Below are 18,543 nucleotides of genomic sequence, written 5' to 3' on the forward strand. Positions count from 1 at the left end.
CCTGAAGGTCGATCAGAAGGCCCCGATGGCGCCGGCGTACAAAGCGGCGACCAAGGGGCCGAGGATGATGACAGTGGGTACGACGACGAGCACGATCAGCGCTACCACCAGGCCGTACTCGATCAGCGTCGCGCCGCGATCGTCGCGCATCACCTTGCCGGCAAGGGTTTTGACGAACCCCGCGAGACTGGGCATCGGAACTCCAACCTGGGCGAGGCGGTGGCGGCCCGGCCGTCCGGCCGGGCCGCACCACCCCTCGCGATCGAACGGAGGGGATCGGCAGATCGTTCGATCGGTCAGAGGTTGCCGGCGACGTCGGTGAACAGGCCGGCGATGGCCGGGCCGAGGACGATCAGCGCGGGAACCACGATCATCGCGATCAGCGCGACCATCAGGCCGTACTCGATCATGGTGGCGCCACGCTCGTCGCGACGCGCCTGCTGGACGGCGGTCTGCACGTAGCTGAGCAGGTTGTTGATCATGGGAACTCCTTCAGTTGGCGGCGGGTGCGGGACCCACCCGTTGATCGAACGGCGACCTGCCGATCGGTACCGAAACAGTGCGGGATCGCCGCCCTGGCCCGGCATCGGTCAACCGGCCAGACAGCGCAGGACGATCGACCGACAACGGCGGAGACCACCGCCGACCGGCCGACAGGAGATGACAGGTCTGTCGGTCGTTCGGCTGACACCGTCGGCCGGTCAGCCGGCCTCGCTGCTCCGGTCGGCTGGTTCTGCGGTGATGTGGTTCCTTCGCGCGTGACGTGCGCCGTACCTTGGCCGGCATGGACATCGCGTGGGCAGTTGCCGGGGGCATCATTGGCTTCGTGGCCGGACTGCTGCTGCGTAGCACGGTCTTCCGGTTGTCGGTGGTTTCCGGCGAACCCGCCCCCACCTGCTGCGCGCGCTGCGGGGCACGGGTCGGCGGACGTTTCGCGATCCGGTGTACGCAGTGTCGTGGCTGGTTCGGCGTTCCGTTCGTCCTCGAGTTGGTGACCGCTGCGGTGGTTGCCCTGCTGCTGTGGCGGTTCGCCGGTCTTCCGGATGCGGCCGCGTTCGCCTTCATCGGCGCGTTGGGGGTCGCGTTGGCCGCCATCGACATCGCGGTCCAGCGGTTACCCAACCGGTTGACTCTGCTGCTGTACCCGGGTCTGATTGCGCTGTTCGGACTCGCGACGGCGGTCGACGGGCATCCGTCGTACCTGCTGCGCGCGCTACTGGGCGGGCTGGTGCTCGGTGGCGGCTACTTCGTGCTGGCGGTGTTGAGCCGGGGCCAGCTCGGTGGCGGGGACGTCAAGCTCGCCGGCGGAATCGGCATCGCGCTCGGCTGGCTGGGCTGGCCGACTCTGCTCGTCGGGGCGTCCCTGGGCTTCGTCCTGATGGGTGTCGTGAGCCTCGTGCTGCTGATCGCACGCCGGATCACGCTCCAGCACAGCATCAGCTTCGGCCCGTTCATGCTCGGCGGCGCACTGGTGGCCATCCTCGCCGTCGCGTGACGAGTGGAGCGTGGCCTGCAGGAACTATGTCACCAGCTGTCTGATTGTTACGGCAAAAAGCACCCATCCGAATCCCGTAACGGGTTGTAGGCGATCGCCGATCAACGGACCAGTAAGTGACATCTACTCATCTCCGGCTGGGGGCCACCGAGAGTCCGGCGGGGGCAAGCAATGCAGAGCTCGATCAAAGTCGTCGTCATCGACGGCCACACACTGACCAGGTACGGACTGATGAGGCTCGTCAGCATTGACGCCGACATCACCGTCGTCGGCGAATGCGGCCTCGCCGCTGAGGCGCCGGCACTGGTCGAGTCCGCCCGGCCGGACGTCGTGGTCCTGGATGTCGCTCTGCCTGACGCTGACGGCCTCCAGCTCGCCCGTGAACTCCGTGACCGGTACGCCGAGCTCGGCATCGTCGTACTCACGGCCCAGGCGAAGGACGACCTACTGTTCAGGGCGCTCGAGACCGGCGTCTCCGCCTTCGTCGACAAGACCGCCCCGAACGCCGAGGTCCTCGGGGCGATCCGGCACGCCGCCGTGGCGGCCGCTTCCTTCACCGCGACCGGCCTGATGCACGCGTTGGCTCGTCGCGGCGCTGGACGGCCCACCGGTGGGCAGTCTGTCAGTGATCGGGTGCCGGTTGGTCTGGCGCTCAGTCCGCGCGAGCAAGAGGTTCTGTCCCTCCTGGCCATGGGTCATTCTGTGCCTGAGATCGCCGGCGCGATGTTCGTCAGTCTCTCGACGGCCAAGACCTATGTTTCCCGCGTGTACGAGAAGCTGGGCGCCGTCAATCGCGCGAACGCGATCATGATCGCCCTCGGACAGGGCCTGATCACGCCGAAGCTGCCGGCCTCGGCCTAGGCCGAAACGGCGGGCACTGAGGTCCGTGGGGGTATCGCTTGCTCGGCCGGCACGAACTCGTCAGCTCGATCCTCGCGGGTCGCTTGCAGCGCATGATCGAAGCCCGGATCGGAGTACGCGGCCGCCCTCAGGCGCCAGAGGTGCAATACGTCCCGCAGTTGCTGGAAGCGCCACACCTCGTGGGCAGCGTCCAGTGCGCCGTGGTACTCGCTGAGGAACTGCTCATGCCACTTCGCCGGCAATAGGCGGAGGATCTCGCTGGGGTCATCCGGCGAGCTCTGCATCGGCTGAGCAGTCATGTCACCAGATTACTCTGAGCAGACCCTCCGCGTATCAAAGCTATCCACACCCCACCGAACTGACCGGCGGTCCTGGCGAAGTGGTTGGCGATTCCCAGAGCGAGAAACCGCAGGTGAGAAGGGTGGTCAGGGGCGGTCTAGAACCGCCGACCTCGCTTTTCAGTCCGACAGCGATAGCTAGGCTGACGGGCCTTCCGTCTTCGACGCTGTACCTCGGTTCGCCGTGAGTGACCGGATTGCCCTGGAGCCACTCGGCCGTCGCCGTACCGATCGCCGCGCCGGGGTCGACGCGACCCGGTACGCCGAGGCGCTGGCGGGTTAATGGTTGGCCTGGCGGGCTGCCGGGGCTGAGGATGAGTGCGATGACTACTACTTCCCCCCGAGCGGTTCGCTTCGTCGAGATGACCAGTACCGCGCTGAGCGCGTTGCTGGCCGACGACCGTCCCGCGGCAGAGACCGAGCTCGGCTTCCCACTCGGCGACGAGTTCCTCACTGACCGGGCCAAGTGGCTCTGGCAGTACCGCCTCGATCAGCTGACCCGGGATCCCAGCACCTTCGGCTGGCTCGTCAAGCTCGCTGTGGCCGACGGGATCGTGGTCGGCTATGCCGGTTTCCACGGTCCACCGGACGAGGCCGGCATGGTGGAGATCGGCTACACCGTCGACCCGCCGTACCGGCGACAGGGTTTCGCCAGGGCGATCGTGACCGCGCTCCTGGAACGTGCGGCGGCCGAACCCGCAGTACGGACCGTGCGGGCCACCATCAGCCCCACCAACGAGGCATCGCTGGCCACCATCGCCGGCTTCGGCTTCGTCGAGAACGGCGAACAGTGGGACGAGGAGGACGGCCTGGAACTCATCTTCGACCGCCCCAGCCGCTGATACGAACGTGGCTCGCGGCATCACCCGCCTAACCAACCTCCCTGGTCAGGACTGCTAGGCCACCTTGGCAATCTTGCATTCGATGCCGGCCGATCCAATGGAGCTTGCGCCGGGGTGGTTCCTCCGAATGTGGTCGTGCCGCGAACCTCGAAGGTCTGACCGCCGATCCTCTGGTGGGAGGCTGCATCCAAGACGTCGACGGTAACTGAGTAGCTCGCCGCGTCGCCTGAAATCGTGCCGCTGATCGTGACCGCGCCCTGCGATCCGACTGTGTTCACCTGACAATCGACGGTCGTCCTGTAGCTCTTCGCACCCCCTGGCTCACCGATCACGTAGAGCACGGCGACGACGCCCAGGAACGCCAGCACACCGAAGGCGATGATCATGTAAGTCTTCCGCCTGCGGCGCGGACGCGAGCCGTATTCCTCGTTGGCCATGGTCCACTCGCTAGTCGGCACCCCGGTCCCCCGGCACAAGGGGGCACTTCATGGAGGGAAGTAGCAACTCCCAGAACCCCTGCCTCACTGCGCAGGCGCGGCCGGTTCACGGCACAGGGACGTGGCGACAGCGCCGATCAATGATCCAGCTTGTTGTCTGGGCCGGTGGTAAAGCAGAACAAGGCGCGACCCCGTGCGCTGCTGAAGGCTCGTGAAAGTCCGTACCTGCCAAGGCGCGAAAGACGCCAGCTAATCAGACTAGGCGCCGGAGAGCGGCGTCCGCGACACTTGGTGGATGGAGACATCGATCACTGCCGCTGGTGCGATCGACACGTTCCTGGTGCTGCTGATCGGTATTGGGCCGAAGCTCGCGCTGGTCCCGTTCCTGGAAATCACCGCTTCCCTTGACCCGGCCGTCAAGCGGCGGGTGCTGCGCAAGATGCTGACCACGGCGGCGGTGGTGGCCGTGACACTCATGGTGCTGGGCGAGTTGTTGCGCGCATTGCTGCACTTCACGATCGGATCCCTGTCGATCGCAGGTGGCGTGATCTTGCTCGTGCTGGCGGTGTGGATGGTTCTCGGGCCACCCACTGACAGCAGCCACCGCACCGCCGGGAAAGACCCGATGCAGCTTGCGCAGTTCCCGCTGGCCGTGCCCTACCTGCTCAACCCGGTGGGCATCGTCGGCCTGATGACGATCTCCGCTGAGGCGAAGTCACTCAGCGTCTTCGCCGTGGAGTTCGGCATCCTCGTGTTCGTCCTGCTGCTGGACGTCGTGGTGTTCCGCTGGGCGAACCGGGTGAGCGACAAGCTCGACGAAGGCCGCATGCTGGTCACCGAGAAGGTCTTCGGCTTCCTGATCGCTGCGATCGCTGTGCAGCTGGTCCTCGACGGCCTGGCCGATGTCGGAGTCATCGCGCCAATTCCGCACTAAGCACATCGCCACGCCGGCCGCTTGATGTCGTCGAGCCTGCGCGTGAACGCCACAGTTGCGTGAGGCTGCTCCTGCTGCTCGGGGTTCCGCCGCACATCGTGCAGGTGATCGTCGGGCACGCGGACATTCACGTGACGAGACGATCTACGCGCACGTATCGCTGGACGATCAGCGGAAGGCCCTCGATCAGCTCGCGGAGCTGGTTGCCGGGTAGCCGTTGCGGTCCGGGTTGCGGTCACCGAAGACTTCAGTGGGAACGAAACCTGTAGGCGTGGTTCCGGGAAGCCGGGCGCGCGGTGACGGGTCAGTTGAGCCGAAGAGATCCGGCCCCTGCCCCGGCCGCTGCGGTCCTGAGCCCCGATCGAAGGCAAACTTCGGGAGGGCCTCGGTCATCACGGGAACTTCGGGTTCCAACAGCCAACACACAAGCTAGTGCCTCGCCAGGAAGCGTCGAGGTCGTTACGGCACTTGCCTTCCGCCCGGTCAATTTTGGGGGAGAACCTCGCAGCTGCACCCTTCTACCTACGCATTCCCAGGGTGAAGGGACCAGATCAGGGGTGAACCCCGCACCTGGCCGCCGGGACGGGCTTCGGGGTGGTGGTCACTGCGGATTACCTCCCCTACCTTGCTTGACGCGGCGCTAGCGCCCGGCCACGGAGTAGGTGTCAGCTTGACCTTTAAGGGCATCGGAGATCTCTGAAGGATCACGGCCCTGCGGGGTACGACGATCGTTGGGGGGAGCTCAGAGGGCTACGGGAACAAGAGGATCAGGACGACAGCCAGGAAGACGCCGACGAGGAAGTACGGAACTGCGGCACGCCAGTAGGCCATGCTGTTGCCGGACTTCCGGGCGCCTCTGATCACGTAGTACGCGCAGCCGACGGCGACGAACATGCAGAGCGTGCCGACGACATCCCGCTTCCAGGCCCAGGTGACCGCGGCGAGGATGATCGCGGCGATGACGCTCTCGGCGATACGGCTCGCTGAGTTCTGCTGATCGGCCACGGTGGCCCTCCCGAACGTCCCCCAGGCCAGCACGACAATGCTAGTCGCGGAGTCAGCCCCTGTCGCCGGGTCCGCAAGCGGAGGGTGAGGAGCTGCTTCTACCCGCCCTGCCGGCGCCAAACCTCTCGTCGTCATGACCCAGATGGGACCCGTGCAGAGCGTCTCCTCAGCGTGTATCGCTGACTGGTGAGAGGCTCTGTGCCTGCAAAGGTGGGTCGAAGGAGGGTAATGAGACACATCTACCTCGTCACGCATCCCGAGGCACAGCATCACGTTGACGGCGTCGTTGGAGGCTGGCACGACTCAGATCTGACAGCCCTTGGGCGCGTGCAGGCCGAACGCATCGCCGAGGTTCTGGCGAGCAGGATCGAACTCCAGCCGGTCGAGGTCTACTCCTCTGATCTGCGGCGAGCCAGCCAAACGGCAGAGCGAATTGCTCGGAGGTTCGTCGTCGAGGTCCAGACTGATGCGCGGCTTCGCGAGAGGTCCAACGGTGAGGCTGACGGGCGTCCCCAAGCGTGGCTCGCCGAGCGCCGCATCCCACTTCCGGAATACGGCGATCGACTCGGCCACCACGACGGACCAGCCGGTGCGGAGACACGAATGGAACTGGTCGCACGTCTGTACCCGGCCCTCGATGACATCCTCCGTCGACCAGTCGCGAACCAGATAGTGGTGTCGCACGGGTCCGCATCGAGCTATCTGATTGCTGCCTGGATCGGCATGCCGATGACGTCGACAGACCGGGTCTTCTTTCCCCTGGCTGCAGGCGGTATCACCACTCTCCGCCGCAACGACACCCACTTCAGCCATCAGGTTGTGTCTCTGAACGAGACCCAGCACCTGCAGGGTGTCGGAGGGCCACCACTGGTGTGATCAGTGGCTTTGGTGCCGCCGCACAACGTTCAGTCGATCGTCGGGTCATGCCGACATCCAGGTCACGATCGCGGCCTACGCGCACGCATCCCGTGAGGGCCGGCGGGGGCTGGATCAGCTCTCGCGGAACACCTAGCCGACAGACGTTGCTGGACCTGTTGCTGTACTAGCGGGAGGGTCGGCGATTCTCAGAAGGAGAAACCGTAGGTGAGAAGGGTGGTCAGGGGCGGTCTCGAACCGCCGACCTTCCGCTTTTCAGGCGGACGCTCTACCAGCTGAGCTACCTGACCGGGAGAAAGTTCGGCGGCGGTGTGTTTACACCGCCGCCTTCTCCTGGCGACCCAGACGGGACTCGAACCCGCGACCTCCGCCGTGACAGGGCGGCACGCTAACCAACTGCGCCACTGGGCCAGATGACTCGATGATCCTACAGCATCTTCGAGGTGCTTCTGACACCGGTCTTTCGACCGTATCCCCAACGGGATTCGAACCCGCGTTACCGCCTTGAAAGGGCAGCGTCCTAGGCCACTAGACGATGGGGACTCGGACCCGCGGGAGCCGAAGCTCCAGGGACAGCCGTAAGCATAGAGGAGACCGCGCCCGCAGCCAAAACGAGTTCCGGGGCGGGCGCCGTACGCCCTGGGGGGAGGCGTACGGCGCCCTGGAATCAGCTGGTCGCGTCAGGGGCAACCAGCTGCGGGTACTGAGCGGCGAACAGCCCGTAGAAGTCGAGGGCCGGAAGGATGTGGCCCTGCGGGCGGGCGGAATCTGCGACGCTGTAGGCCCAGAGGGCGGACCGCATCCGCTGGTTGGGTGTGCCGTGGTGGCCGTCCGCGGCGAAGCCGCAGTCGCCCAGCTGGTAGAACATCTGGCCGAACGCCTGCACCCGCTTCCACTGCATCGCGGCGCCGCGGGCGTGGGTGAGGAAGTACGCGCTGAACGCGTCCGCCATCAGCTCCGCCCAGCGGGACGCCTCGGGCCCGGGCAGGTCGGGCCGCATCAGGTCGTCGGAGTACTGGACCTGGTGACCGAACTCATGGGCGAGGATGGCCTGCGGCGCCACGTCGCCCAGCCCGACCCGGGCGAAGCCTTCGAGCACGCCGTCACCGAAGGCGATCCGCCGCGGGGACTTGCCGAGGCCGGGGATGTCCTCACCGCCCGGAGCGGCGTACGCGTTGAACGTGAAGATCGGTAGGTCGCCGTACCCGAGCGCCGGGCTGTTCAGCTCGTGCGCGACCAGGTCCGCGGAGATCCGCGACGCGGCCGGGTCGAAGCCGTAGAGCGTCGTGAAGACGCGGTAGTTCACCTCGGGGTCGAGCATGGCCCGGCCGTGCGCGGGCACCAATTCGACGTCGCCGGACGGGATGTCCCAGAACGTCTTCAGGTCGCGGATCGTGCGGTTGACCTGGTTGCTGAACTCGCCCCGTGCACCGTAGGTGAACGGACCGGTCTGCGGCAGGTACGCCGCGTCCATGAGCGCCATGTTGAACAACAGGACGTGGAGGACGGCGAGCCGCTGCTCGAAGGTCCAGTCGGTGACGTCCGGCATGATCGCGGACACCACCGGCGGGGTGGCGTCGGAGCACTCGTACTGGGTCGGGTCGATGGCCTCGAGTACGGCGTCCTGGGCCGTGTTGTCCTTCAGCCCGAGCTTGGCCTTGACCGCCTCGGCCCGCTCGCGCATCGCCGGCAGGTTGTCGACAATCTGCTGCAGCTCAGGTGACAGGTTCTGCGGTACGGCGCTTTGCACGACAGGGGCCGCAGTGGCGGTGGACGGGATCGCGAGGCCGAACGTCAGGGCGAGAGCGGCGACCACCGGCCAGATCAGGCGTTTTCTCATCGGGGACTCCTGGGAACGCGTGGGGGACTTGGGCGGCATCAGTATTTGCCGCAGGTAGCGGACGCTTCGAGGGCTGGAGCTGTCAGAAACCGGCATGGCGAGAACCTGTCGCCGGTGATACACAGAGGCATGGAAGCGCTCCGGGCCCTGGGTCTGTCGGCCGGCGCGGAGGGGGTCCTGCTCGAGTTGCTGCAGAACCCGGAGACCACCCCGGCCGAGCTGGCCGCGAGCCACGACGACCTCGACGCCGTCCTCTGCGAGCTGACTGATCTCGGTCTGATCGAGCGGACCGCCGACGCGGTGGTGGTTCGGCCGCCCCGCCTCGCGCTCGGCGCTCTCGCGGAGCGTCATACGCAGCAGGCCGCGCTGGCCCGGGACAGCGCCGAGCTGCTGTCGGAGCTCTGGAAGGCGGCCACCGGCAAACCTGACTACCTCGAGGTCCTGCCGACGTACGCCGCCGCGCAGGCGGTCCTGAACTCGGTCCAGACCGAGGCCGAGGAGCAGGTCCGGGCAATGACCATGGGCAACATCGCCGCCCGTGAGCTGCGGATCGTCGACGGCATGTTCGACGCCCTCGAGCGGGGTGTCAGGTACGACGTGATCTACGGCGCCCACGTCCTCCAGGACGCCAACGCGCTGCACCTGGTACAGGCGTGCATCGAGGCCGGTGAGCAGGCCCGGGTGTTCCCGCACGTACCGCTCAACATCACGATCGTCGACGATCGGTGGGCGCTGGTCGGCGCACGGTCAGACGTACAGCGGGGGCCGGAGTTCGTGGCGATGGTGGTGCACGATTCGCCGCTGCTGGGTGGGCTTGCCCGGATCTTCGAGGCATTGTGGCGGATCGCCGTACCGATCACCGGCGGCACCGAGCTGAACGACGTGACCGCTGGACCCAGCCTGGACGCTAAGCGGCTGCTGACCTATCTGAGTGCAGGGCTGACGGACGAGTCGATTGCCCGCGAGTTCGGGGTCAGCGAGCGTACGATCGCGCGCCGGATCGGCCGCCTGCAGGAGGCGCTCGGGGCGCAGACCAGGTTCCAGCTCGGCGTGCAAGCGTCGCGTCAGGGCTGGCTTTAGGTCACTACGCTGGCAGCGTGATCGAGATGAGTCGGGCGGACTTCGAGGTGCTGGTGTCGGAGGCGCTGGACGAGGTGCCGGGCGAGCTGGCGGCGCTGATCGACAACGTGGCGATCTTCGTCGAGGACGAGCCGCCGGCCGGGGATCGGGAGCTGCTCGGGATCTACGAAGGCATCCCGCTGACCGAGCGCGGGCACTACTACGGCGGCGTACTGCCGGACCGGATCACCATCTACCGCAACCCGACCCTGCGGATGTGCGCCACGGTCGAGGACGTCGTCGACGAGGTGCACATCACGGTGGTGCACGAGATCGCGCACCACTTCGGCATCGACGACGCCCGCCTGCACGAACTGGGCTACGGCTAGGAGCGCGAGAACAGCAGCTTCCACGGCATCAGGGCCGACTCGAGCTGCACCTTCAGGGTCATCTTCGACGCACCCACGGTCCGCTCCTCGAAGCGGATCGGAACCTCGGCGATGCGCAGGCCGCGCTTGACCGTCCGGTAGTTCATCTCGACCTGGAACGAGTACCCGTTGCTCTCGATCGTGCCCACGTCGATCCAGCGCAGCGTGTCCGCCTTCCAGGCCTTGAACCCGGCCGTGGCGTCCTTCACGTGCAGCCGCAGGATCGCGTTCACGTAGAAGTTGGCCCACGCGGACAGCGCCCGCCGGTGCCAGCCCCACTCGGCCGCCGCCTCGCCGCCTTCGACGTACCGGGACCCGATCACCACGCCGGCGTCCGTCGTCCGCAGCGTCTCCACCATGGTCGGGATCACCGAGGCCGGGTGGGACAGGTCGGCGTCCATCTGGATGACGATGTCGGCGCCTTCGTCGAGGGCGCGGGTGATCCCGGCGATGTACGCGCGGCCGAGACCGTCCTTCACCGTCCGGTGCAGTACGCCGACCCGCTCCGGCGACTCCTTCGCCAGCTCGTCGGCGATGTCACCGGTGCCGTCGGGGGAGTTGTCGTCGACGACGAGCATCTCCAGGCCGGGCAGGTTGAGGTCGGCCAGCAGTCCGGCCAGCACGGGCAGGTTCTCCCGCTCGTTGTAGGTCGGCACGACGACCACGATCTTGGTCAGCTCACCCATGACTTTCCTTTGTCGGAGACAAGGAAAGCTACCGCATCCGACGATCAGAGCTGCGCCAGCGCCTCCGGGACCGTGGCGAAGATGCGGAACTGGGCGCCGAGACCGGTGACCTCGAGCGGCCGGTCGATCGGCCGGCCGACGCCGACCAGGGCCAGGGTGATGTTGTGCTCGCCGGCCAGGTTGCGGGCCTCGACCAGGTTGCCGAGACCGGCGGAACTGCAGAAGGTGACGTCGGAAACGTCGATCAGGACCAGCCGGGCCGGCGGCGCCACCGCGGCGCGGATCGACGCGGACGCGAAGTCGGTGCTGGCGATGTCGATCTCACCGGACAGCCGGACCAGCAGTACGCCGGGTTCGAGTTCCTGGGTCTCAGCGTCGAACGTGGTTCTGATCATCTCGCCATCCCGCGGGTCTCGGTGGCTTGTCACGCCGGTCTCTCCCCCGGGCAGCACCATGACCACCGGTCGGTCCTGGCGGAACGGAACTGCCCTGTTCTCACCGTATGCCCCAACGCGCCGGCGTCACAACGGTTCTCGTGCGGATGACCTCGGAGCGTGACCTGACCGCTGTAAGCGCTGCCAATTGGCAGGCAAGCGATTCGAAGACTCAAGCAAACGAAAGACCCACTCGCGGTGATAGACAAGAACAATGGGCGTACTCGAAGGCAAGGCAGCTCTCGTCACCGGCGGCTCGCGCGGCATCGGCGCCGCGATCGTACGGCGCTTGGCCGCCGACGGTGCTGTGGTCACCTTCACCTACATGTCGAACGAGTCCGCGGCAGCCGACGTGGTCGCCGCGGTGAAGACGGCCGGCGGTGAAGCGATCGCGATCCAGGCCGACCAGGCGGACGTGGCAGCGCTGCCCGAGGTGTTTGCCCGGGCGGCCGAGGCGACCGGATCGCTCGACATCTTCGTCGCCAACGCCGCCCAGGTGATGGTGAAGCCGATCGTCGAGGTCACCGAGGACGAGTTCGATCAGCTAATGGCGGCCAACCTGCGGGGCGTGTTCTTCGCCTTCCAGCAGGCTGGCCGCGGATTGGCCGACAACGGCCGGATCATCGCGATTTCCACCCTGAACACCGCTGTCCCCGACCCGGGCAGCTCGTTGTACGCCGGCAGCAAGGGTGGGCTCGAGCAGTTCGTCAAAGTCGCCGCCCGCGAGTTCGGCGAGCGTGGGATCACCGTCAACGCGGTGTCCCCGGGCGCCACCGACACCGAGATGCTGCGCGGCGCCAACCCGCCCGAGGCGCTCGAGTCGACACCGGAGTTCACCGCCCTCGGCCGTCTCGGCGAGCCCACCGACATCGCCGACGTCGTCGCGTTCCTCGCCGGTCCAGACAGCCGCTGGATGACCGGGCAGAACCTGCTCGCCACCGGGGGGCTGCTGATCTGAGCACCGCGGACCTGCTCGCCGAGGTCGACGCCGCGGCCGACCCGGCGGTGGCCGAGGTGCTGTCGCGGTACTTCCAGCTGCAGCCGGGTGGCTACGGCCACGGCGACCGGATGATCGGGGTGAAGCTGTCGACCATCCGCGGCATCCTCAAGCCGTACCTGCGCGCCGACCTCCCGCTGCCCGAGCTCGAGCAAGCGTTGACCAGCCCGGTTCACGAGCATCGGCTGACGGTCCTCTGCCTGCTCGCCGACCGCGCGTCCCGCAGTCTCAAGCCGCGTACGGCGAACCCGGCCGAACTCACCGCGATCCACGAGCTCTATCTACGCAGTACGGCGTACGTCGACAACTGGGACCTGGTCGACTGCAGTGCTCCGCAGGTCGTCGGCGGCTACGTGGTCGACAAGCCCCGGGACATCCTCTACACGCTGGTCCGCTCGGCATCACTGTGGGAGCGCCGGATCGCGCTGATCGCGACGCAGTTCCTGATCGGGGTCGGTCAGACCGCGGACACCTACGCGCTGGCCGCCGCGGTGCTCGGCGATCGGGAGGACCTGATCCACAAGGCGTCCGGCTGGATGCTGCGCGAAGCCGGCAAGCGAGTCTCGGAGGAGGAGTTGCTGGCGTTCCTCGACCAGCACGCGACGCAGATGCCTCGCACCATGCTCCGCTATGCGATCGAGCGGCTCGATCCCGCCGTACGCAAGCACTACCTCGCGCTGCGCTGATTCAGCCGGGGATCGGCGTAGGGCGGGGCTTCGAGAGCGCAGGTGGTGTGGTGGTGGACGAGGCCCCGGATCTTGCTCGGCTTCGTCCTCGGCTCGGCGAGGCTGAACCAGGCGATCGCCGCGCCGGCTATGGCCAGCACCGCCGTGATCCACAGCGCGTTGTCGAACCCGTTCTGGAAGGCAAGGGGATCGCGGTAGCTGTCGCCGGTGATCCCGGCCGCCATCGGGATCGCGGCGACCGCCATCAGTTGCGCCGACCGCGCGACCGCGTTGTTGACCCCGGACGCGATCCCGGCGTGGTGGTCGTCGACCGACGACAGAACGGTGGCGGTCAGCGGCGCCACCGTCGACACCAGGCCGAGTCCGAGGACGACGACGGCCGGCAGTACGTCGATGAAGTAGTTGGAGCCCGGTTTGATCCGCAGCATCAGCAGGAATCCGGCTGACATCAGCAGCGGTCCGACCGTCATCGGGATCCGGGCGCCGATCCGCTCGGACAGACCACCGGCGTACCCACTCAGGCCGAGCATCAGCAGGGTCATCGGCAGCAGGGACGCGCCGGCCCAGAGAGCGGAGTACCCGAGGACGGTCTGCAGGTACACGACCAGGAGGAAGGTCGAGGTGCCGAGAGCGCCGTACACGGCGACCGTGACGAGGTTCGCGCCGGTGAAGCGGCGGTTGGCGAAGATGCCGGGTGGCAGCATCGGGTGCGAACTGCGGCGCTCGACCTCGACGAAGGCCACCAGCGCGAGTACGCCGATCGCGAGGCTGATCAGGACGCGCGCAGAACCGAAGCCATCATCGCCGGCACCGATCAGGCCGAAGGTGAGACCGGCCAGACCGATCGTCACCAGGGCTGCGCCGTTGAGGTCGAGCTTGCCGGTCGCTGTCTCGTCGCGGGTCTCGGGCACGTGCCGGAGAGTGACCAGGACGGTCACCAGCGCGATGGGTGCGTTCAGTACGAAGATCAGCCGCCACGAGCCGCTGTCGACCAGGCTGCCGCCGACGAACGGGCCGACCGCCGCGGCGACCGAGGTGAGGCCGGACCAGATGCCGACTGCCTTGGCGCGGTCGGAGCGCTGGAACGATGTCTGCAGGATGGCCAGGCTGCCCGGAGTGAGCAGCGCGCCGCCCATGCCCTGCAGGACCCGGCCCGCGATCATCACCTCGAGCGTCGGCGCCACCGCGCACAGCATCGAGGCCACCGCGAACCAGATCACCCCGATGACGAACACCCGCCGCCGGCCGAGCCGGTCGCCGAGGGAGCCGCTGAGCAGGATCAGGGCGGCCAGCATCAGCATGTAGCCGTTGACGATCCACTGCAGGCCGGCCATGCCCGCGTTGAAGTCCTCGCCCATCGCCGGCAGAGCGACGTTCACCACCGTGCCGTCCAGGAACGCCATGCCCGACCCCAGCGCCGTCGCCGCGAGCACCCACCGCCCCCGGCTCGTCCCCAACGCGATCCAGTCATCGCTCATGGGGTCAGCCTAAGCCGCTATCCGCGGCCCCTGGCGCGCTGCGCGGCACTCGGCGGGCACATCGCGGCGTTGGAGGACGGGGCACGGAGAAACCCACTCCGAGCCCCGTCCTCCGCCTTGCGCTGCACTCCGCCGAGCACCTGCTCGCTGCTGCCAGGGGCCGCGGATAGCGGCTCAGGTCAGCGCGGTAGATCCAACTGCAGTACGACGAGGGCTTTGCTGGCCGGGATGTTCGGCAGGATTCCGAGCTTCGGGGGATCGCCGACCGCGCACCGGGTGTCGGTCATCAGTGGGCAGACGGCATTGAGCAGTCCACCGGTGACGGAGAAGGTGGTCGGCAGGGTCCCTTCGGTGATCGCGGTGAGCGGCCGGATCGCCGCGCCGGCCCGCTCCGGTTTCGACAGCGTCCTGCGGACCACAGAGCCGGACAGCCGGTACGTCAGACGGACCCTGGTGGCGGCCGTCGTCAACGGCAGGTCGGCCGAGCCGTTCACGGTGGTGTTCTGGACCGGCACCGACTGGTCGTCGGCGAGGACCTTCAGGTTCGTCACCTGCGGGCTCGTCTTGGCCATCATCCCGGGCAGGTGCTCGCCCGACGACGGCACCTGGAGCTGCAAGATGTTCATGGCCTCGGGCAACATCACGTCCTCGGTCATGTCGAAGGACCCGTCCTTGCGCGGTACGGCGGTCAGCCGGATGCCGGGCTTGGTCACACCGGGGCCGGGGCTGACCGAGCCGCCGGCCTCCGGGGTGGGCGTGGCCGAGCCGCGGTCGATGCCGGGGCTGGGTGCGACCGGACCGGTGCCGCCGTCCGTGCAGGCGGCGGTCGCGCTCAGCCCCAGCATCAGCGCGGCCGCCGCCAGCACCCGAACCGCGGTGCGGGTGAGGTCCTCCACCCCCGTTGACGAAGGGAGGAACTCACGCCCCGGACCAGTGCGTCCCGACATGAGTCATCGCCCCCCAAAACGGACCTGGCCGTTACCCCTTCCGGCCGGATCGGACTGGGGCTTACGATACGCCCGAATTAGTGGGGTGCGGCAATTACTGCCGTATTTTTCCGTGAGCTACGGAGGGGGCACAAAATGCAGGGACGGAGCGTGTCCGGGCAATTCCGGTCAGTATCGCAACGCGTACTAACGAGAATTCGTGGTCCGGTATTTCGAAGGGTGATTCCGCTGTTCCTGGCGGTCACCGTCGCGGCTGCGCCGGCGCTGCTCGCGACGCCGGCGCAGGGGGCGGCCGGTGCCAACCTGTACATCGTCCAGGGCCTGCCGGGGCGCACCCTGGACATCAGCATCGACGGCCACTCGGTGGCGACCGGCGTCCAGGCGGCGCAGATCGTCGGGCCGTTCGGGGTTGCTGCGGGCAAGCGGATGATCACTGCCAAGCAGGGCGGGAAGGTGGTCATCCAGCGTCAGGTGACGGCCGGATCCGGGGCCAGCACGGACGTCGTGATCCACCAGCCGGCCTCGCCGACGGGGGCGCCGGTGATTACCTCGTACGCGAACAAGCTGGACTCGGTCCCGAAGGACAAGGCCGCGCTCCGGGTGGCGCACACCGCGGCGGTCGGCCCGGCCGACATCCTGGTGAACGGCAAGGTGCTGTTCTCCAATGTCGCGAACGGGGAATCACTCGACGTAGTCGTTCCGGCGGCCACGTACAAGGTCGAGATCGTGCCCACCGGCGCGACGTCACCTGTTGTTCTCGGTCCGTTGGATTTGCCGGCGAAGGCTGGTTATCTGACCCGGGTATTCGCGGTCGGCGCACCGAGTCAGAAGACGATGACGGTCGCGGTCGGCACGATCAAACTCCCGGCCTCGGGGTCGGGCACACCGAACCTGGTGAACACCGGGACGGGCGGGCAGGCGGCAGAGGTTGACCAGGCGCGAAACTCTGCCCCGTCCAACGAGTCCGGCCTCTGGGTCGTGGTTCTGCTGGCCGGACTGTTCGCGGCTGTGGTGGCGGTCCGCACGGTGGCCGGCCGCAAGGTCGCGCGAAAGGTGGTACGTCGCTGAAACGGTGGCTGATCGGGCCGGTGCTGTGTGGTGTCGTCCTGGCAGGCTGTTCCGGCCAGGACGACAGCGCCATGCCCAGTCCGGGTACGGATGGCGGCACCTCAATGCCGGCGCCGCCGTCCGTACCAGGGTTCAGTTCCGAGATCACCCCGACGATCCCCACGCCGTCGGAGCCGGTGACCGCGCCCCCCGGCCGGGTCGGGACACCGGCCCCGAGTCAGCGCATCCGTTTCGTCCCCGAACAGGTCGTGCTGCCCGGCGGCGCGAGCGCACCGGTGCTTCCGGCAACAACCGTCAACGGTCAGCTCCAGGTGCCGGCGAAGGCTCAGCGGGTCGGCTGGTGGGATGGTGGGGCCGAGGCTGGTGATCCGTTCGGCTCGGTGGTCCTGGCCGGTCACGTCGACACCAAGACCGAGGGGCTCGGCTTCTTCGCGCGGTTGCGGCGCGTGCAGGTAGGGGAGGTCGTCGTACTCAATGGTTCGGGGCGTACGGCGTCGTACAAGGTGACGTCGATCGTGTCGGTGCCGAAGGACGCGCTCGCGACCAAGAGTGGCGCCTTCACTCAGACCGGTGATCACCGGCTGGTTCTCATCACCTGCACCGGACCGTACGACGCCTCCCGGGGCGGCTACGCGGACAACCTGGTCGTCACGGCGACGTCGCTCGGTCTGGCGAAGTAGGACGGTGGTGTTAGCTCCACCTCTGGTTGGGGTGATTGGCTCCTGTCGGTGAGGCCGGCCGCCGACCAGGCTGGCGGCATGACTCTGACGACTCTCCGCCCCGCGCGCCGCTTGCTGGTAGCTGTAGGAGCCGCCGCCGGACTGGTGGCGGCTCCGTTGTCCGCTCCACTCGCCGCTACCGCCGCGGGATCCGCCACCGGGGTGTGGGCAATGGACGGCTACGGCACGATCGTTGCTGTTGACAACGGTGAGGCGAAGCTTTACCAGACCACGACCATCAGCTGTACGCCGGCCGCCGAGTACACCCAGGACGGCAGCACCTTCGCCGCGGACGGCGAGCAGTCGTTCACCTTCGCCGTCCACCGGGATCGCGCGGAGCTTCGGCTCGAGGGTGACGTCGGGGCGCGGCACCTGCGCCGGGTCCCGAAGCTCCCGGCCGCGTGTTCGATGCCGGGGGCAACCGATCCGCTGGCTACCTTCGATCAGTTCTGGACTACCTTCGCGGATAACTACCCGTTCTTCGCGGCCAAGGGCATCGACTGGACCGCGGTCCGTGCGAAGTACCGGCCGCAGGTGACCTCCGACGCGGCGCTGTTCGACCTCCTCACGGCGATGATCCGTCCGCTGGGTGACGCGCACACCGGCATCAGTACGCCGGACCGGGACTTCGCCGGCGTCCGGCCGGGGACGACGCTCCCTACCTTGGAGCTCGAGACGAACGTGATCCGTCCGTACATCGAGAAAGCCACGTTGCACGGCGTCCGCTACACGTCGTACGCGAACGACCGGATCGGGTACGCCGAACTCCCCGGTGGGATCGGATACCTCCGGGTGATCGGCTTCCTCGGGTACGGCGACATCCCGCACTACGACTCCGAGCGAGCCGTGCTCGACCGGACCCTGGACACGATCCTCGCGACCAAGCCGCGCAAGCTGATCCTGGATCTGCGCCTCAACGGCGGCGGCTCGGATCAACTCGGACTCGACCTGGCATCCCGGTTGACCGCGCGCCCGTACTTCGCCTATTCCAAGCGGACCCGCAACAACCCGGCCGACCCGTCGTCGTTCACCGCGCCGCAACCGGCGAACGTCGTACCGTCCGGGAAGTCGAGGTTCACCGGGTCGATGGCGATCCTGACCGGTGGATCGCAGCTGAGCGCGGGTGAGACGTTCACGATGGCGATGATGAATCGCACGCCGCGGCCGATTCGGATCGGCGAGAACACCCAAGGCGTCTTCTCCGACACCATGGACCGGACGTTGCCGAACGGCTGGACGTTCTTCCTGCCGAACGAGGTGTACCGCACGGCAGCCGGGACGTCGTACGACGGCGCCGGCATTCCACCGGACATCCGGCGACCGGTCTTCACGCCGGCCGAGCTGAACGGCGGCCGGGACTCCGCATTCAACACGGCGGTGGAGTACCTGCGCCGACAATCCTGACGGAGTCGG

Annotated in this window: 22 protein-coding genes and 3 tRNA genes; 12 read left to right on the top strand and 13 right to left on the bottom strand. The window is 67.5% G+C overall.

From position 1 onward, the window contains the following. Nucleotides 1–12: 12 nt before the first annotated feature. A complete protein-coding gene (locus OG558_RS14810; protein ID WP_405070784.1) occupies nucleotides 13–195 on the bottom strand; it encodes a hypothetical protein in 183 nt (60 codons plus the stop codon). A gap of 101 nt (nucleotides 196–296) precedes the next feature. After that, nucleotides 297–482 (bottom strand): Flp family type IVb pilin, encoded by a 186-nt coding sequence (locus OG558_RS14815; protein WP_405070785.1) that lies wholly within the window; start codon nucleotides 480–482, stop codon nucleotides 297–299. Between the two features lie 302 nt (nucleotides 483–784). Here OG558_RS14815 and OG558_RS14820 point away from each other — a divergent pair, with 302 nt between their 5' ends. Together OG558_RS14820 and OG558_RS14825 are read left to right on the top strand one after the other, a co-directional pair. Beyond that, nucleotides 785–1,495 (top strand): prepilin peptidase, encoded by a 711-nt coding sequence (locus tag OG558_RS14820; protein WP_405070786.1) that lies wholly within the window; start codon nucleotides 785–787, stop codon nucleotides 1,493–1,495. Between the two features lie 171 nt (nucleotides 1,496–1,666). Beyond that, complete coding sequence (locus OG558_RS14825; protein ID WP_405070787.1) at nucleotides 1,667–2,356, top strand: response regulator; 690 nt, start codon at nucleotides 1,667–1,669, stop codon at nucleotides 2,354–2,356. Here OG558_RS14825 and OG558_RS14830 read toward each other — a convergent pair. After that, on the bottom strand, nucleotides 2,353–2,655 hold the full coding sequence (locus tag OG558_RS14830) for a DUF6247 family protein (RefSeq protein WP_405070788.1): 303 nt from the start codon (nucleotides 2,653–2,655) through the stop codon (nucleotides 2,353–2,355). The two genes, OG558_RS14825 and OG558_RS14830, sit on opposite strands and share 4 nt — an antisense overlap. A 362-nt stretch (nucleotides 2,656–3,017) precedes the next feature. On the opposite strand from OG558_RS14830, the gene OG558_RS14835 reads away from it, so the two are divergent. Next, nucleotides 3,018–3,536, top strand: coding sequence for a GNAT family N-acetyltransferase (locus tag OG558_RS14835; protein WP_405070789.1), 519 nt, complete (start codon nucleotides 3,018–3,020; stop codon nucleotides 3,534–3,536). Nucleotides 3,537–3,556: 20 nt separating this feature from the next. Here the strand turns inward: OG558_RS14835 and OG558_RS14840 are convergent, their stop codons facing one another. Next, nucleotides 3,557–3,973, bottom strand: coding sequence for a hypothetical protein (locus OG558_RS14840; RefSeq protein ID WP_405070790.1), 417 nt, complete (start codon nucleotides 3,971–3,973; stop codon nucleotides 3,557–3,559). A 295-nt stretch (nucleotides 3,974–4,268) separates the two neighbouring features. Between OG558_RS14840 and OG558_RS14845 the strand changes: the two genes are divergently transcribed. After that, the gene (locus OG558_RS14845) at nucleotides 4,269–4,907 is read left to right on the top strand and encodes a MarC family protein (protein WP_405070791.1); all 639 of its coding nucleotides are present in this window, start codon (nucleotides 4,269–4,271) and stop codon (nucleotides 4,905–4,907) included. 750 nt (nucleotides 4,908–5,657) lie between these two features. On the opposite strand, the gene OG558_RS14850 is transcribed toward OG558_RS14845, so the two are convergent. After that, complete coding sequence (locus tag OG558_RS14850; RefSeq protein ID WP_405070792.1) at nucleotides 5,658–5,912, bottom strand: hypothetical protein; 255 nt, start codon at nucleotides 5,910–5,912, stop codon at nucleotides 5,658–5,660. 228 nt (nucleotides 5,913–6,140) lie between these two features. Between OG558_RS14850 and OG558_RS14855 the strand changes: the two genes are divergently transcribed. Beyond that, nucleotides 6,141–6,788, top strand: coding sequence for a histidine phosphatase family protein (locus OG558_RS14855; RefSeq protein ID WP_405072166.1), 648 nt, complete (start codon nucleotides 6,141–6,143; stop codon nucleotides 6,786–6,788). Nucleotides 6,789–7,005: 217 nt separating this feature from the next. Here OG558_RS14855 and OG558_RS14860 read toward each other — a convergent pair. From OG558_RS14860 to OG558_RS14875, 4 genes are all read right to left on the bottom strand, one after another. Continuing rightward, nucleotides 7,006–7,078, bottom strand: a tRNA-Phe gene (locus OG558_RS14860). A gap of 44 nt (nucleotides 7,079–7,122) precedes the next feature. Continuing rightward, nucleotides 7,123–7,199: transfer RNA gene (locus OG558_RS14865), tRNA-Asp, on the bottom strand. Between the two features lie 59 nt (nucleotides 7,200–7,258). After that, nucleotides 7,259–7,331 (bottom strand) — tRNA-Glu (locus OG558_RS14870). A 124-nt stretch (nucleotides 7,332–7,455) separates the two neighbouring features. Then, a complete protein-coding gene (locus OG558_RS14875; protein ID WP_405070793.1) occupies nucleotides 7,456–8,628 on the bottom strand; it encodes a hypothetical protein in 1,173 nt (390 codons plus the stop codon). A gap of 129 nt (nucleotides 8,629–8,757) precedes the next feature. On the opposite strand from OG558_RS14875, the gene OG558_RS14880 reads away from it, so the two are divergent. Then, complete coding sequence (locus OG558_RS14880) at nucleotides 8,758–9,708, top strand: hypothetical protein (RefSeq protein ID WP_405070794.1); 951 nt, start codon at nucleotides 8,758–8,760, stop codon at nucleotides 9,706–9,708. A 17-nt stretch (nucleotides 9,709–9,725) separates the two neighbouring features. Beyond that, a complete protein-coding gene (locus OG558_RS14885; protein ID WP_329483812.1) occupies nucleotides 9,726–10,076 on the top strand; it encodes a metallopeptidase family protein in 351 nt (116 codons plus the stop codon). Here OG558_RS14885 and OG558_RS14890 read toward each other — a convergent pair. Together OG558_RS14890 and OG558_RS14895 are read right to left on the bottom strand one after the other, a co-directional pair. After that, nucleotides 10,073–10,801 (bottom strand): polyprenol monophosphomannose synthase, encoded by a 729-nt coding sequence (locus tag OG558_RS14890; protein WP_329483813.1) that lies wholly within the window; start codon nucleotides 10,799–10,801, stop codon nucleotides 10,073–10,075. The genes OG558_RS14885 and OG558_RS14890 overlap by 4 nt on opposite strands. Nucleotides 10,802–10,845: 44 nt before the next feature. Then, nucleotides 10,846–11,196, bottom strand: coding sequence for an STAS domain-containing protein (locus OG558_RS14895; protein WP_329483814.1), 351 nt, complete (start codon nucleotides 11,194–11,196; stop codon nucleotides 10,846–10,848). A 253-nt stretch (nucleotides 11,197–11,449) separates the two neighbouring features. On the opposite strand from OG558_RS14895, the gene OG558_RS14900 reads away from it, so the two are divergent. Together OG558_RS14900 and OG558_RS14905 are read left to right on the top strand one after the other, a co-directional pair. Then, nucleotides 11,450–12,193: an SDR family oxidoreductase gene (locus OG558_RS14900; RefSeq protein ID WP_405070795.1), complete on the top strand. Its 744-nt coding sequence runs from the start codon at nucleotides 11,450–11,452 to the stop codon at nucleotides 12,191–12,193. An 11-nt stretch (nucleotides 12,194–12,204) separates the two neighbouring features. After that, entirely contained in the window at nucleotides 12,205–12,918 is a 714-nt protein-coding gene (locus OG558_RS14905; RefSeq protein ID WP_405072167.1) for a DNA alkylation repair protein, read from the top strand. Here OG558_RS14905 and OG558_RS14910 read toward each other — a convergent pair. Together OG558_RS14910 and OG558_RS14915 are read right to left on the bottom strand one after the other, a co-directional pair. Beyond that, nucleotides 12,900–14,396 (bottom strand): MFS transporter, encoded by a 1,497-nt coding sequence (locus tag OG558_RS14910; RefSeq protein ID WP_329483817.1) that lies wholly within the window; start codon nucleotides 14,394–14,396, stop codon nucleotides 12,900–12,902. The two genes, OG558_RS14905 and OG558_RS14910, sit on opposite strands and share 19 nt — an antisense overlap. A gap of 179 nt (nucleotides 14,397–14,575) precedes the next feature. Then, nucleotides 14,576–15,292: a hypothetical protein gene (locus OG558_RS14915; RefSeq protein WP_405070796.1), complete on the bottom strand. Its 717-nt coding sequence runs from the start codon at nucleotides 15,290–15,292 to the stop codon at nucleotides 14,576–14,578. Nucleotides 15,293–15,562: 270 nt separating this feature from the next. On the opposite strand from OG558_RS14915, the gene OG558_RS14920 reads away from it, so the two are divergent. From OG558_RS14920 to OG558_RS14930, 3 genes are all read left to right on the top strand, one after another. Beyond that, nucleotides 15,563–16,411: a DUF4397 domain-containing protein gene (locus OG558_RS14920; protein WP_405070797.1), complete on the top strand. Its 849-nt coding sequence runs from the start codon at nucleotides 15,563–15,565 to the stop codon at nucleotides 16,409–16,411. 71 nt (nucleotides 16,412–16,482) lie between these two features. Beyond that, the gene (locus OG558_RS14925) at nucleotides 16,483–17,091 is read left to right on the top strand and encodes a class F sortase (RefSeq protein ID WP_405070798.1); all 609 of its coding nucleotides are present in this window, start codon (nucleotides 16,483–16,485) and stop codon (nucleotides 17,089–17,091) included. A gap of 78 nt (nucleotides 17,092–17,169) precedes the next feature. Beyond that, complete coding sequence (locus OG558_RS14930) at nucleotides 17,170–18,534, top strand: S41 family peptidase (protein ID WP_405070799.1); 1,365 nt, start codon at nucleotides 17,170–17,172, stop codon at nucleotides 18,532–18,534. Nucleotides 18,535–18,543 lie beyond the last annotated feature (9 nt).

Origin of the sequence: Kribbella sp. NBC_01510 (genome assembly GCF_045040325.1) — a bacterium.
GTDB lineage: Bacteria > Actinomycetota > Actinomycetes > Propionibacteriales > Kribbellaceae > Kribbella.